This window comes from Escherichia sp. MOD1-EC5495 (assembly GCF_002965965.1).
Classification (GTDB): Bacteria; Pseudomonadota; Gammaproteobacteria; order Enterobacterales; family Enterobacteriaceae; genus Escherichia; species Escherichia ruysiae.
Genome location: NZ_PTRI01000029.1, coordinates 1 through 12,794 on the forward strand (window position 1 = coordinate 1; position 12,794 = coordinate 12,794).

13 protein-coding genes, 1 tRNA gene and 1 pseudogene are annotated in these 12,794 nt (G+C 43.6%); 2 read left to right on the plus strand and 13 right to left on the minus strand.

Annotated elements, in window-relative coordinates:
• Positions 1-55: 55 nt before the first annotated feature.
• The 6 genes and pseudogenes from BEG40_RS19175 to BEG40_RS22190 form a co-directional block, all read right to left on the minus strand.
• Positions 56-373, minus strand: a pseudogene (locus BEG40_RS19175) (hypothetical protein); the annotation flags it as partial.
• Between the two features lie 132 nt (positions 374-505).
• A complete protein-coding gene (locus BEG40_RS19180) occupies positions 506-784 on the minus strand; it encodes a hypothetical protein (RefSeq protein WP_097290776.1) in 279 nt (92 codons plus the stop codon).
• An 11-nt stretch (positions 785-795) separates the two neighbouring features.
• The gene (locus BEG40_RS19185; RefSeq protein WP_097290777.1) at positions 796-1,485 is read right to left on the minus strand and encodes a helix-turn-helix domain-containing protein; all 690 of its coding nucleotides are present in this window, start codon (positions 1,483-1,485) and stop codon (positions 796-798) included.
• Between the two features lie 53 nt (positions 1,486-1,538).
• Positions 1,539-1,709 carry a hypothetical protein gene (locus tag BEG40_RS21945; RefSeq protein ID WP_000005469.1) on the minus strand — a complete coding sequence of 57 codons (171 nt, stop codon included), beginning with the start codon at positions 1,707-1,709 and terminating at the stop codon, positions 1,539-1,541.
• Positions 1,710-1,728: 19 nt separating this feature from the next.
• Positions 1,729-1,917 carry a hypothetical protein gene (locus BEG40_RS19190; protein ID WP_097290778.1) on the minus strand — a complete coding sequence of 63 codons (189 nt, stop codon included), beginning with the start codon at positions 1,915-1,917 and terminating at the stop codon, positions 1,729-1,731.
• Positions 1,918-4,454: 2,537 nt separating this feature from the next.
• Complete coding sequence (locus BEG40_RS22190) at positions 4,455-5,006, minus strand: hypothetical protein (protein WP_164722933.1); 552 nt, start codon at positions 5,004-5,006, stop codon at positions 4,455-4,457.
• A 394-nt stretch (positions 5,007-5,400) separates the two neighbouring features.
• On the opposite strand from BEG40_RS22190, the gene BEG40_RS21950 reads away from it, so the two are divergent.
• Entirely contained in the window at positions 5,401-5,559 is a 159-nt protein-coding gene (locus tag BEG40_RS21950; RefSeq protein WP_000550450.1) for a hypothetical protein, read from the plus strand.
• 66 nt (positions 5,560-5,625) lie between these two features.
• Here BEG40_RS21950 and BEG40_RS21955 read toward each other — a convergent pair whose 3' ends face one another.
• The 4 genes from BEG40_RS21955 to proB form a co-directional block, all read right to left on the minus strand.
• On the minus strand, positions 5,626-5,778 hold the full coding sequence (locus tag BEG40_RS21955) for a hypothetical protein (protein WP_000788776.1): 153 nt from the start codon (positions 5,776-5,778) through the stop codon (positions 5,626-5,628).
• Positions 5,779-6,383: 605 nt separating this feature from the next.
• Positions 6,384-6,459 (minus strand) — tRNA-Thr (locus tag BEG40_RS19210).
• A gap of 114 nt (positions 6,460-6,573) precedes the next feature.
• Positions 6,574-7,827 carry a glutamate-5-semialdehyde dehydrogenase gene (gene proA, locus BEG40_RS19215; protein ID WP_016159289.1) on the minus strand — a complete coding sequence of 418 codons (1,254 nt, stop codon included), beginning with the start codon at positions 7,825-7,827 and terminating at the stop codon, positions 6,574-6,576.
• 11 nt (positions 7,828-7,838) lie between these two features.
• Positions 7,839-8,942 (minus strand): glutamate 5-kinase, encoded by a 1,104-nt coding sequence (gene proB, locus BEG40_RS19220; RefSeq protein WP_001285269.1) that lies wholly within the window; start codon positions 8,940-8,942, stop codon positions 7,839-7,841.
• Positions 8,943-9,229: 287 nt separating this feature from the next.
• Here proB and phoE point away from each other — a divergent pair, with 287 nt between their 5' ends.
• Positions 9,230-10,285, plus strand: a complete 1,056-nt coding sequence (gene phoE / locus BEG40_RS19225) for a phosphoporin PhoE (protein WP_105285958.1) — start codon at positions 9,230-9,232, stop codon at positions 10,283-10,285.
• Between the two features lie 99 nt (positions 10,286-10,384).
• Here the strand turns inward: phoE and crl are convergent, their stop codons facing one another.
• The 3 genes from crl to gpt form a co-directional block, all read right to left on the minus strand.
• Positions 10,385-10,786: a sigma factor-binding protein Crl gene (crl, locus tag BEG40_RS19230; protein ID WP_000174679.1), complete on the minus strand. Its 402-nt coding sequence runs from the start codon at positions 10,784-10,786 to the stop codon at positions 10,385-10,387.
• A gap of 57 nt (positions 10,787-10,843) precedes the next feature.
• On the minus strand, positions 10,844-12,088 hold the full coding sequence (frsA, locus tag BEG40_RS19235) for an esterase FrsA (RefSeq protein ID WP_000189561.1): 1,245 nt from the start codon (positions 12,086-12,088) through the stop codon (positions 10,844-10,846).
• Positions 12,089-12,180: 92 nt separating this feature from the next.
• Entirely contained in the window at positions 12,181-12,639 is a 459-nt protein-coding gene (gene gpt / locus BEG40_RS19240; RefSeq protein ID WP_001291989.1) for a xanthine phosphoribosyltransferase, read from the minus strand.
• Positions 12,640-12,794: the final 155 nt, after the last annotated feature.

Below are 12,794 nucleotides of genomic sequence, written 5' to 3' on the forward strand. Positions count from 1 at the left end.
GACTATCACTTATTTAAGTGATATTGGTTGTCTGGAGATTCAGGGGGCCAGTCTAATTATAATCTTCAAATCCTAAAATCTGGTATTTGCGTAAATCAGAGCTATCAACAATATACTCTTTTCTTTTTCTAGGTTTCCAGAATACGCCAGGTGTTGAAGATAAGATTTCTTGCAAGGCGTTAAATTCATCTCCACAAGGCACAGAGGGAGAATGTTCTATGATCTCTGTTTTCCATTCGCCAGGGGCGCTATTTTGCTTGGAGAGCGTAACTAGCTCTTTAAAGTCTTTGCGTCTTAGAATAGATTTAGGTTTACTTAGAAGAGAAGCTGAATCACCGATCTTCTTAACAACGTTGTTTTTTCTTTTTGCCATTATTTACTTTTCCTTTTCTTTTAAAGGAAAACACCCCGAAATATGTTTCTAACGTGAGAAAGAACAATAACCAATACATAGCTACTATCATAATAATGTTTTCCTTTTATATTTTAATTACATAGAGAGATTTTAGAGAGTGGAATAGATGAAGTCTATTTCTCTATTTAGTCTTTTGAGATTGAATGTAGAGAAAGATAATTCTTTAATCTCTATAACACCGAAGTTTGATAGCTGTTTCAGCCAGAATTTTAAACCAGCTTCAGAGCAAGCTGCTCGGTGTAACACATCGCTATATTTTAGCGGTGTTGGCTTTCCTTTATAGAGGTAAGCAAGTGTTTCGTAGATGCGTTTTCCTGTGTCATTACACTGAATTCTGTCTACTTGATTTTTTACTAAATATTGAATCATAACCCTCCTTATTAAAATGGAATATCAAAGTCATCATACACATTTGGGTAATTCTTAGAAAAATATGCCTCAATACCATTTGGTAGCTTTAACCTGTGCTTATAGGCTAACGATGTTGCAAATTCTATAAATGATGCTCCTCCTGTTCTAGTATTCTTCTGCTTGATAATAAGAGAGGCAAAATTCTTTAACACATCCTCCTCATTATCATTAGCTACCTTTTCACTTGATGAAACAGGTGTTTCTTCCATCTCCCACGGCAAAGGCGCATCCCAATCATCAAGAGCATCAAAAGAAGGCTGTTTATGGCCTTTAGGTTGTTCCTGTGCTTCTTCTGCCTCAGAAAGATCAGAGAGTGATGATTCTCCTGGGGGAGTAATATGTGCATCTGTGAGAGGGAGAGCATTGTAAATCAAAGATGAAATATACGGATCAGGATGTGGGGATGTTTCTAATAATCCCATCTCTTTAAGATCGTTTATCTTACGTTTAATTGTTGACGCTGAAGACTTAAAAATCTTAGCTAATGTTTCGTGACTTTCATAACAATTAAGGTTGTTTTCCTGATAACTAAGGAATCGAAAATAAAGCACAATATGTAATAAATCTAAATCTTTTCCTTGAGGGAATTTATCAGAATAAATCTTTGATACATTATCAAACGTGTCATAGTGTTTTGTAAAAGTTAGTTGGTTAATCATTAAAAATCTCCTTGATGTAATCACGCTCTATGGCGCTACTATGGTGATAAAAATCACTTGCTTTTATTTGAGAGTGTTTCAGCCTCTCTTTTCAACATATCAAGAATGTAATCTGTGACAGTGATACGTCTACTTCTGGCTTCTTTAAATAACACCTGAAATACTTCATCAGGAATATGAAAGCAAGTGCGTGGTTGTCTTTTCTTTTCTGTAGTTTCGCTCATAGTTTTCTCCTTCTCTTCTTTACTCTGTTTCAGATTCTTTTTCATTTTTTCTTAATTCATCAATAATCTTAAGTGCTTCATTGAAGCAAGCAGCTCGCTCTGGATAACCTCGACTCCTTGCCATATTACGATTCATTACTATTTGGTGGCGTGTTAGCTCACCTTTTTTAAATGCCGAGATGACGTGCCCCGGTGTAAACCATTTCATAAAAACTCCTTATTCAGTTAAAAGAAAAAACACCTTGCAAGCCTGACGGCTTCAAAGTGCATTGATTTTGATTATTTAGAGAAGAATGTTTTCTGTCCCTCTAATACCTATTATTACATATAAAGAAACATTTGTCAATACCCTTTTCGAAAAAAATCGATCTTTTTCAGCATGTTATAATTTTGCTTAACAATTCGTGCTCTTCTGTGTAGTGCTATTCTTCCTTATTGTCTAAAACGCTCTAAAACGCGTTCTAACGAGATTTTGATAAAAGCAATACATTCCCTTATGTAATGGCTGTTTAGCTCGCCAGAGGCTTATTTAAGGGGCTTATTTTGTATTTGTTAGGTATATGAAAAGGTGATTGTAGATATAAGATAGAGAGTCACTTTATAAAACGCTCTGTAAAGCCCTGTAGTGAGTTTATATATGTAGGCAATGCGTTTCCATTCCCTACCCTGCTTAATGCTGTTAGAGAAGCATTTAGACCCCTTATTTTTAATTAATTAAAGTATCCTCTATACCTTGTGTTATGAAACACCTCTGAATCCTTCATAAAACACATTATGACGCAAAGAACACTTTTCTAAGGTGATTCCCTTCCTGAATGCTGTTTCTTGCGTCAAAGAGCTACACAGAGCTTATAAAGCTATTATTAATAATAAAGTAGATAAAGTAAGTAAGATAAGTAAGATAACTAAGATAGATAAGATTAATAAGATCAGAATTCTCTTTCGGTGTCGCCTCTGGCTTTTCCACCGAAAACAATTACACGACTACAGAATGTAGGAAGTGGAATTGTATTGAGGCTTAGTGAAATTACACGAGGAAAGCAGAGTGTAATTGAGCTTTAGCCGCTCTCTCTTCGAGTAATTACACAACTACAGAATGTAGAAGTGGAATTAAGAGTTAGAGAGATAGAGTTAACACGTAAGCAATCAGTATGATTGGTTAGGTGATTACTCTTACTGCGCACAGCGCAATAGTATTTCTTCGTGGGCGTTACCGCCAACGATAGTTACACGAAGAAAGTAACGCTTTGCTTTCGGTGTGAGCGGAACGGGCCAGCCAACGTAGCCCGAAAGGTAGCGGAGTAAGGCTGCTTGCCAGAGAGTGAAGCTAACGCCGGAAGGCAAAAAGATCATATATATATAGATATAAAGAATATTATTATTATGATCTAATTAATAATCTAATATAGTTTTATTAATAGTCTTATTGTAGTTCACAGTGACCTACCCCCTAGCTCACTATGACCTACCCCCTAGTTCACTATGACCTACCCCTAGTTCACTGTGAGCTACCGTTACATCCATTTGTCACATAGCACTCACTCTGTGTAATGCCTTTCTATGTGTGTGCCATAATCCCCCTATATTCCCTGTGTAAATCATAGAATAATGCTCTCTATTCCCTGTGTAATTCCATACTAAAAATTCAATGAAAAAGCAGCTTAAAAAGTGCAATTCTTACTTTCTTCACTTTTACATCACTTTCGCAAAGCCTTGTGTAGTGCGGCTTACAGAGCACCATCAGAAATTGTTGGCTAAAAATTGTTCTGCTTGTTTCTTAATGAGTTTTCTCGTTTGTGCAAATTTTAAAATTTATTTTGTTTTTACAGCCTTATTTCGTGTAATGCGTGGCATAGCAAGCCCTTTTCTTGTGTTGTCAAGACATTTGGCAACGTTCAAACATCTGTTTAGAAATGCCAAATTGTTGATCTAACAAATAAACCTGTATAAACAGAACACCATTTAATCTATCCCCCTGTGTAATCCACTACATCACACGATAAAAACAAAAAACCTTTAATTATATTTCATAGCATACAAAAGTCAACAGAAGCCCTCTCGTGCTCCTACGTAAAAAATCCATCACTTTTCCCCTGATACATCAATTCAAGGCGTTCTATGTGTTCCTTAGTGCATATTACGATTATTATGTTAAATGGATTTTGGCCTATATTTTGACCCGCACCCGCATAAACACTGGTTTCATCGCTTACAGCCCTTGTGAGACGTGGTGCTGTTTCTAGCATCAGATCCGACATAAAACCGATCATTCTCGTGTTTAGTGAAAGTTTAGTGAGAGGCATTACAGAAAGGCTTTCTGTGTAATGATTTAATAGGTAAAAACGATGTTGATTGTGCAAGAAATTCCTTGCTGATATTTGGGGATTCTGGATTTTCCAGATCGGGGGGCGCTGAAAATCGCGTTAAGCACCTCTCGCAATCTAGCCATAAGGGAAGGGATATAGGTATTAAGATGTATTTATAGCTATTTATTTTTTATTTACCTTTATTTAAAAATAACCTTATAAATCAATAAGATACAGAGCTATCTGTTTATATTTTAACCAATTAAATCAAGTTTAATACCCTTAAATCACCTGAAAATAACCTTAAATACCCCAATAATTAATTTTAACGATTCCTGTGCTCTCTCCTACATTGCAAAAAGGCAAAAAAAGCCCATAGAGGCACAAAAATATTAAAACCAATAACTCAATAATGCCTCTACAAGAGCTTCTCTAACTGTTATTTTTGATTGAGCTTACATCGATCCCATTGTTCTGTCGTTCTTGTGATACGATCGCTTATTGCAAAATTTAATAGCCAAGAATCATAAGCATAAACCTTGCTTTTATCATCTGCCATCATAAACTTGCCGTTAGCATACAGTTTTGGCGATATCAAATATGTTCCATTTAATCTGTTAGCCTTGAAGCTATCTGCATATAAAGTTACTTGTGCGTATCCCTGAACACGTAATGCCCCTAAACGTCCGTTTTCGATTGATGCAATAGAGTATTGGCAAAGATAATTTTTGGCAGCAGGAGTCGTTTTCACTCCTTCAGTTTTTCGTGAATTATTTGATTGCGAGCTTCGAATAGAGGATGAAGGATAAGAGTATGAATGATTTTTATAAGATGAAGGGGCATAAGAGCCAATCCGGCACGTCTTACCAACAGCTATACACGAGTTACCACAAGGTATTCCTTTTTTGCAGTTTTTAGCAACTGCGGTAGAAGCTCCCCCTACAAACAACGTTGTAAAAATCATCATCCTCACAAATGCAGACCTGCGCATATAACCTCCCTTTTTAGATTATTCTTATGCTATACACTTGCTTAAAAAAATAAAAGTGCCCTCTAACCTTTATCGTTCTCCATCACAATTTGAGAAGTAAGAGCAGCAACCTCAAGCGATGATCACGTTTGCGCCGATTTCAGAGAAAAAGACAGTAACTGAACTCACTATGAAGGCTAGACGTATCTTTACACTTGATGGAAACGTCCAAAAAACAACCTAACTCCAAAACCCAACAAATAGCAACATATTGTTTTTAAAAGAAAATTAAATCTACATCAAATATTGGTTGACGTAGATTGAGGTGAATAGTAGACTATTAGGTTAAATTGCCATTGTTGCAACATCATTTAATGCGTGTTCTAATCCTCCTATCTACAAACCGGAGGAAGTTATGCATTTACTTTCAAAACATCTTCACACTATTCACTTTCTCGTTATTGATGTATTCGTTGTGGCTATTAGTTACCGCATTTGCATCGCTTCCAGTGAAGAGATGGACGCTGTTGCAATTATTGCTCAAGCAATGGCGATGTTAACTAAACGACTTTAATAATTTCACTATCAGGTGCATAAACACATCTTTGATCGCTGGATGTGTTATGCGCCTACTGGTGATTCAATCCTTAAGCCATTTCAACTCACTAAGGAGTTTTCTTTCTTCGTTCTCTCGCTGTTTACGTTCTAGCCAGGCTTTTCCCTCTGGCGTAGACAGGAACTTACGAGCGTGAATCTTGCGGTTATTACGTTTGATAGCTGCAATGTTTTTCATCGTGTGCCTCTGTATTCATATGAAAATTAACAAGTTACATACTACACAGGGAGACTACGCATAAAACACAATACAAGTAAAGATACATTTTCAAGACAATAGGAGCCATAAAGCGCCTTTGATGGTTATACCAAAAAATAAGCGCCGTAGGCGTATCCACTAAAAAGGGCTTTTTCACAAAAGCTATGAAGTCTTAGCAGTTCTTCTCTTATCAGGCACCCGTTGTACTCCGGTGGACGAAACCGTGCTAGAGCTTGATTCTTTCCCGATCAAGTTAGGTTTTGAAGAGGTGGGCTTTAATCCACTATTGCACTTAAAACTCTTCCCATCATTTAGCCTGTTTATCCTCTGCAACGTCTCACGACGTGTAGCATCATTGGACACCGCGCCAGGTGTGGAACATCTTGCTAAGAGTTTTGGTAGAAGGTTTAGAGACGGTGGCACGTCTTCCAGCTTCAAAGGAACTTGTTACGAGGTTGAGCCTGGGAACTACTCGCCCATACGTGTTACACTACCAAAGCCCATAACAACGTATAGGCGTTTGTAAGTGATAACAGAAGATACAATTTCTTAGAGAAGTTAAGCTAAGTTATTGATTTTCTTGATGGTGCCGATAATAGGAGTCGAACCTACGACCTTCGCATTACGAATGCGCTGCTCTACCAACTGAGCTATATCGGCCCTGAAAGGACATGTTCACGAACGTGAATCACGGTGGACAAGGTTAAAACTAACCGGGCGATGCGTCAATGGCCTTGTGAATCAAACGGCTACTTTTGCATCACCCGGTTTTATTTACGCACGAACGGTGTAATCACCAATGCCGATCCACTTGTAAGTGGTCAGTGCTTCCAGCCCCATTGGGCCGCGCGCGTGGAGTTTTTGTGTGCTTACCGCGACTTCCGCCCCCAGACCAAACTGGCCGCCGTCGGTAAAACGGGTTGAAGCGTTAACGTAAACAGCGGAGGAATCCACTTCGTTAACAAAACGCTGGGCGTTGCGCATATCACGCGTCAGGATCGCATCGGAGTGTTGCGTGCCGTGTTCACGAATATGCGCGATGGCATCGTCCAGATCGCTGACGATTTTGACGTTCAAATCTAATGACAGAAACTCATCGTCGTACTCTTCGGCTTTAACAGCCACCGCCTTCGCGGGGCCTGCTTGCAACTGTGCTAATGCAACTGCATCAGCGTGTAATGTCACGCCACTTTCCGCCATTTGCTTGCTTAATGCAGGCAGGAAGCTATCAGCGATGTTTTTATTCACCAGCAACGTTTCTACCGTATTACACGTACTCGGGCGCTGAGTTTTCGCGTTGACGATTACTTTCAGGGCTTCAGCGATCTCTGCACTTTCATCAACGTAAATATGGCAGACGCCAATACCGCCCGTGATCACCGGAATTGTCGACTGTTCGCGGCACAGTTTATGCAAACCAGCCCCGCCGCGAGGGATCAGCATGTCGATGTATTTATCCATGCGTAGCATTTCACTGACCAACGCGCGATCCGGATTATCAATCGCCTGTACAGCACCTGCCGGTAAACCGCAGGATTGCAGGGCGTCCTGAATCACCGCCACCGTTGCAGCGTTGGTGCGACAGGTTTCTTTACCACCGCGCAGGATCACCGCGTTACCGGTTTTCAGGCACAGGGAAGCGACATCAACCGTCACGTTCGGGCGCGCTTCATAAATTACGCCAATCACCCCCAACGGCACGCGACGACGCTCCAGACGCAAACCGCTATCCAGCACACCACCATCAATCACCTGCCCCACCGGATCGGCGAGATTACACACCTGGCGCACATCGTCGGCAATGCCTTTCAGCCGTGCGGGCGTCAGTGCCAGACGGTCAAGCATCGCTTCGCTAAGGCCATTGGCACGCGCGTCAGCAACATCCTGGGCATTAGCGTTGAGGATGCTTTCGCTTTGTGCTTCCAGTTCATCGGCGATCTTTTCCAGCACGCGATTTTTTTCGCGGCTGGAGAGTTGCGCTAATTTATACGAGGCTTGCTTCGCGGCAATGCCCATTTGTTCCAGCATCGGCCTGCTCCTTAACGGGTAATCATGTCATCACGGTGAACGGCAACCGGGCCATATTCATATCCCAGTATTGCATCAATTTCTTGCGAGTGGTGTCCGGCAATGCGACGCAATGCATCGCTGTTGTAACGGCTGACGCCATGAGCAATATCGCGACCTTCGAGGTTGCAAATACGAATGACTTCACCACGCGAGAAGTTGCCGCTCACGCTTTTAATACCTTTCGGCAACAGGGAGCTGCCGCGTTCAAGAATGGCGGCGGTCGCCCCTTCATCTACAGTAATTTCACCCGCCGGTGGCGCGCCGAAAATCCAGCGTTTACGATTTTCTAAAGGCGTTGCCTGGGCATGGAACAGCGTACCGACAGAAATACCTTCCATCGCATCACCAATGACGCCCGGCTTGTTACCTGCGGCAATAATAGTGTCGATCCCCGCACGGCAAGCCACGTCAGCGGCCTGCAATTTGGTGCCCATACCGCCGGTTCCGAGACCTGAAACGCTGTCACCGGCAATCGCCCGCAGTGCGTCATCAATGCCGTAAACATCTTTAATCAGTTCTGCCTGCGGATTGTTGCGCGGGTCAGCGGTATACAAACCTTTTTGATCGGTCAGCAGCAACAGTTTATCGGCACCCGCCAGAATCGCCGCCAGCGCAGAAAGGTTGTCGTTATCGCCGACTTTAATCTCCGCCGTAGCAACAGCATCATTCTCATTAATTACCGGAACAATGTTGTTATCGAGCAGCGCACGCAGCGTATCGCGGGCGTTCAGGAAGCGTTCACGGTCTTCCATATCGGCACGGGTCAGCAGCATCTGCCCGACGTGAATGCCGTAAATTGCAAAGAGTTGTTCCCACAGTTGAATCAGTCGACTCTGCCCTACCGCCGCCAATAGTTGCTTCGAGGCGATAGTCGCCGGCAGTTCCGGGTAACCCAGGTGCTCACGTCCGGCGGCAATCGCGCCCGACGTCACAATGACTATCCGATGCCCGGCGGCATGTAACTGCGCGCACTGGCGAACAAGTTCTACGATATGGGCACGGTTCAGACGGCGCGATCCGCCTGTTAGCACACTGGTGCCGAGTTTTACCACCAGCGTCTGGCTGTCACTCATGATTCTCTGCCATTCAATTTTAGGAAAAATGATATCAAACGAACGTTTTAGCAGGACTGTCGCCGGTTGCCAACCATCTGCGAGCAAAGCATAGCGTTTTGTTGCGCGGGATCAGCAAGCGTAGCGGCAGTTGTTTACGTTTTTATTACAGATTTAATAAATTACCACATTTTAAGAATATTATTAATCTGTAATATATCTTTAACAATCTCAGGTTAAAAACTTTCCTGTTTTGAACGGGTCTCTCCCGCTGAATATTCGCGCGTTAATTAAAATCAGGAATGAAAATGAAAAAGAGCACTCTGGCATTAGTGGTGATGGGTATTGTGGCATCTGCATCCGTACAGGCCGCAGAAATATATAACAAAGACGGTAATAAACTGGATGTCTATGGCAAAGTTAAAGCCATGCATTATATGAGTGATAATGACAGTAAAGATGGCGACCAGAGTTATATCCGTTTTGGTTTTAAAGGTGAAACACAAATTAATGATCAACTGACCGGTTATGGTCGGTGGGAAGCGGAGTTTGCCGGAAATAAAGCGGAGAGTGATACCGCACAGCAAAAAACACGTCTCGCTTTTGCCGGGTTGAAATATAAGGATTTAGGTTCTTTCGATTATGGACGTAACCTGGGCGCGCTGTATGACGTCGAAGCCTGGACCGATATGTTCCCGGAATTTGGTGGCGACTCCTCGGCGCAGACCGACAACTTTATGACCAAACGCGCCAGCGGACTGGCGACGTATCGGAACACCGACTTCTTCGGTGTTATTGATGGCCTGAACTTAACCCTGCAATATCAAGGGAAAAACGAAAACCGCGATGTTAAAAAGCAGAACGGCGATGGGTTTGGTACTTCACTGACGTATGACTTTGGCGGCAGCGATTTCGCTATCAGTGGAGCCTATACCAACTCTGATCGCACCAACGAGCAGAACCTGCAAAGCCGTGGTACGGGCAAACGCGCCGAAGCGTGGGCAACGGGTCTTAAATACGATGCCAATAATATTTACCTGGCAACCATCTATTCTGAAACGCGTAAAATGACGCCAATTTCTGGCGGTTTTGCTAATAAGACACAGAATTTTGAAGCGGTCGCGCAATACCAATTCGACTTTGGTCTGCGTCCATCTTTAGGTTATGTGCTATCGAAAGGAAAAGATATTGAAGGTATCGGTGATGAGGATCTGGTCAATTATATTGATGTCGGTGCCACGTATTATTTCAACAAAAACATGTCAGCGTTTGTTGATTATAAAATCAACCAACTGGATAGCGATAATAAGTTGAATATTAATAATGATGATATTGTCGCGGTTGGGATGACATATCAGTTTTAATAATATTGCCGGATGCGGCGTGAACGCCTTATCCGGCCTACGAAAACCACTATTTCAGGCCGGAAGAGATGCTCAAACATCGCATCCGGCACTTTTCACTCACGCCGTTAACTTCACCGGCTCATCACGAAAATCATCCGCCGGTTCCAGCTTCAGATTCAGCGTCGCCAGCAGTTCACGCAGCTTTTCATGAAACTCGCGCAGGGTGTGCTCCAGCCGCTCAACCACTTCCGCATCTTTTACCTGAACATGCGTCCAGTCGCCTGCTTTATCGAACAGACCAAACTGGTAACTGTAGGTAAAACGGGATTCCTGCGCTTCCAGTTCCATCCACCAGCCCCAGAACTCACGCACTTCCGGTGCCGGCTTCACATTGACGCATACAGCCAGACAATCGAAAAAGAATCGATTATCTTCGCACTTACCTTCACGAATATACGGGCCTAGTGCGGTAAATTTTTTGATCAATCTGCTTTTCGGGTGTCCACTCGGTAACGTCATTGCGATCTCCTGTTGTGAAGCAACTGTTTTACCAAATTGACAAAATTTAGCAAATTTTTAACACAATCGCTTTTCGAGCCAGTTGGTAATTTCCTGGAGTGCTTTGTCAAAATTCCGATACACAGGATTGAATGGAATTTCTAACAATTTACCGTCAGCAGATGACGAAGTGATTAATCGTGAATCCTCTTCCGGGCTGAACGGATCGTTCTTCCAGAAGCCTGATAACATTGGCGTTGGGCAGCGACGTCCCAGCAACCCTTGCACTTTCAATGAATAGCGATTCAGCTCTACACGTAACGCTTCATCGGAAGCATCGTGCATCCCTAAACGACTCGCCAGAACGTCAAGATACATTTCCGGCACCTGTTGTTGGCAATTAAAATCACTCAGCAAGGTGTGAACCACTGGACCTAAACAGGCCACAGCTTTCAGACGCGGCGATTCAAGGTAAGCCAGACGTACAGCGACGTTAGCACCAAAACGGAAACCAAAGGCCGCAACGCGTGTGTGATCTACCCACGGCACGTTAGGCAGAGCCTTTAACACATGCTGATGCAGAAGGCTGGAATCCTGGGTGAGTTTCCATTTTGAAGAAAAACCAACCGAAGGCATATCGATAGTCAACATCGCAATGCCGCGCGGCGCAAAATAACGCTCATAAAGGGAGTAATAGTCCGTTTGCATCGCATCCAGACCACCACACATTAATACTGTCGGGAACGGACCATCGCCTTTTGGCATATGGAGAAACCCGGTGATGGGCGCGCCCCCTGGCACAGTGAATTCCATTTGCCGCATCGTTCCTGGCAGACGTTGCGCCGCTTCTTCATAAGCGCGGTTTGATAACGTCTGAGCCTGTTCTGCCAGATCATCACCCTTCAGGTGTGGATAGGCAGCAATATTGTACAACGTCGCTGCGTGCAGCCAGTAACGACCGCTGACTTGTGGATTTTCTTCCGCGCACGCTTTCTGTTGCCACAACATCGCCTGGGTGGCCCACTCATAAATCCAGTTACCGCCACGGTAACCAATCACCGTATCGTACAAATCATTGTCGGTGCGTTCGGCATCGCTCATCACAATACGCGCCTGGACGTCGAGGATTTCACGCGGATCAACGCCGCGCCAGATCCACATCAGGCGGTTAATCATGCGATACCAGTGGGGAATAGTTTTGCCATCAAGAGCCGACTGCACAGGCGGTTGTGCACCGTGATTAAAACGGCGGACAAGCGTCGAGGTTTCAGGGTGTTTAAAGCGGGGTTTGAACAGGGTTTCGCTCAGGTTTGCCTGTGTCATGAATGCAACCTCCAGGAATACTTACTGGAAGCTATTGTAACTCGCCTGCAGTTAAAAAGAACAACGCCCGGCAAAGCCAGGCGTTGAAAAGATTAGCGACCAGAGATAGGCGGAACGAATACCACACCCATATCCCACGGTTGCTCAATCCAGGTATCTTGTGGGATATCAATAACATAATCATCAACCAGTGGACGACCAGCCGGTTTAGCGAAGATGGTGACAAAGTGCGCTTTAGGATACATTTCACGAATCGCAACCGCAGTACCACCGGTATCCACCAGATCATCAATGACGATGAAACCTTCACCGTCGCCTTCTGCACGTTTCAGCACTTTCAGTTCGCGCTGGTTATCGTGATCGTAGCTGGAAATACAAACGGTATCGACATGACGAATACCCAGTTCACGCGCCAGTAACGCACCCGGTACCAGACCGCCACGGCTAACGGCAATAATGCCTTTCCATTGTTCAGAAGGCATCAGTCGGCTTGCGAGTTTACGTGCATGGATCTGCAACATGTCCCAGGTGACGATGTATTTTTCGCTCATGTGAAGTGTCCCAGCCTGTTTATCTACGGCTTAAAAAGTGTTCGAGGGGAAAATAGGTTGCGCGAGATTATAGAGATCTGACGCACTAAAAACCAGTATTTCACATAAGTCCGCGTCTTTTTGCGCACTGCTACTACCTGTCGCTGGATAAAGTG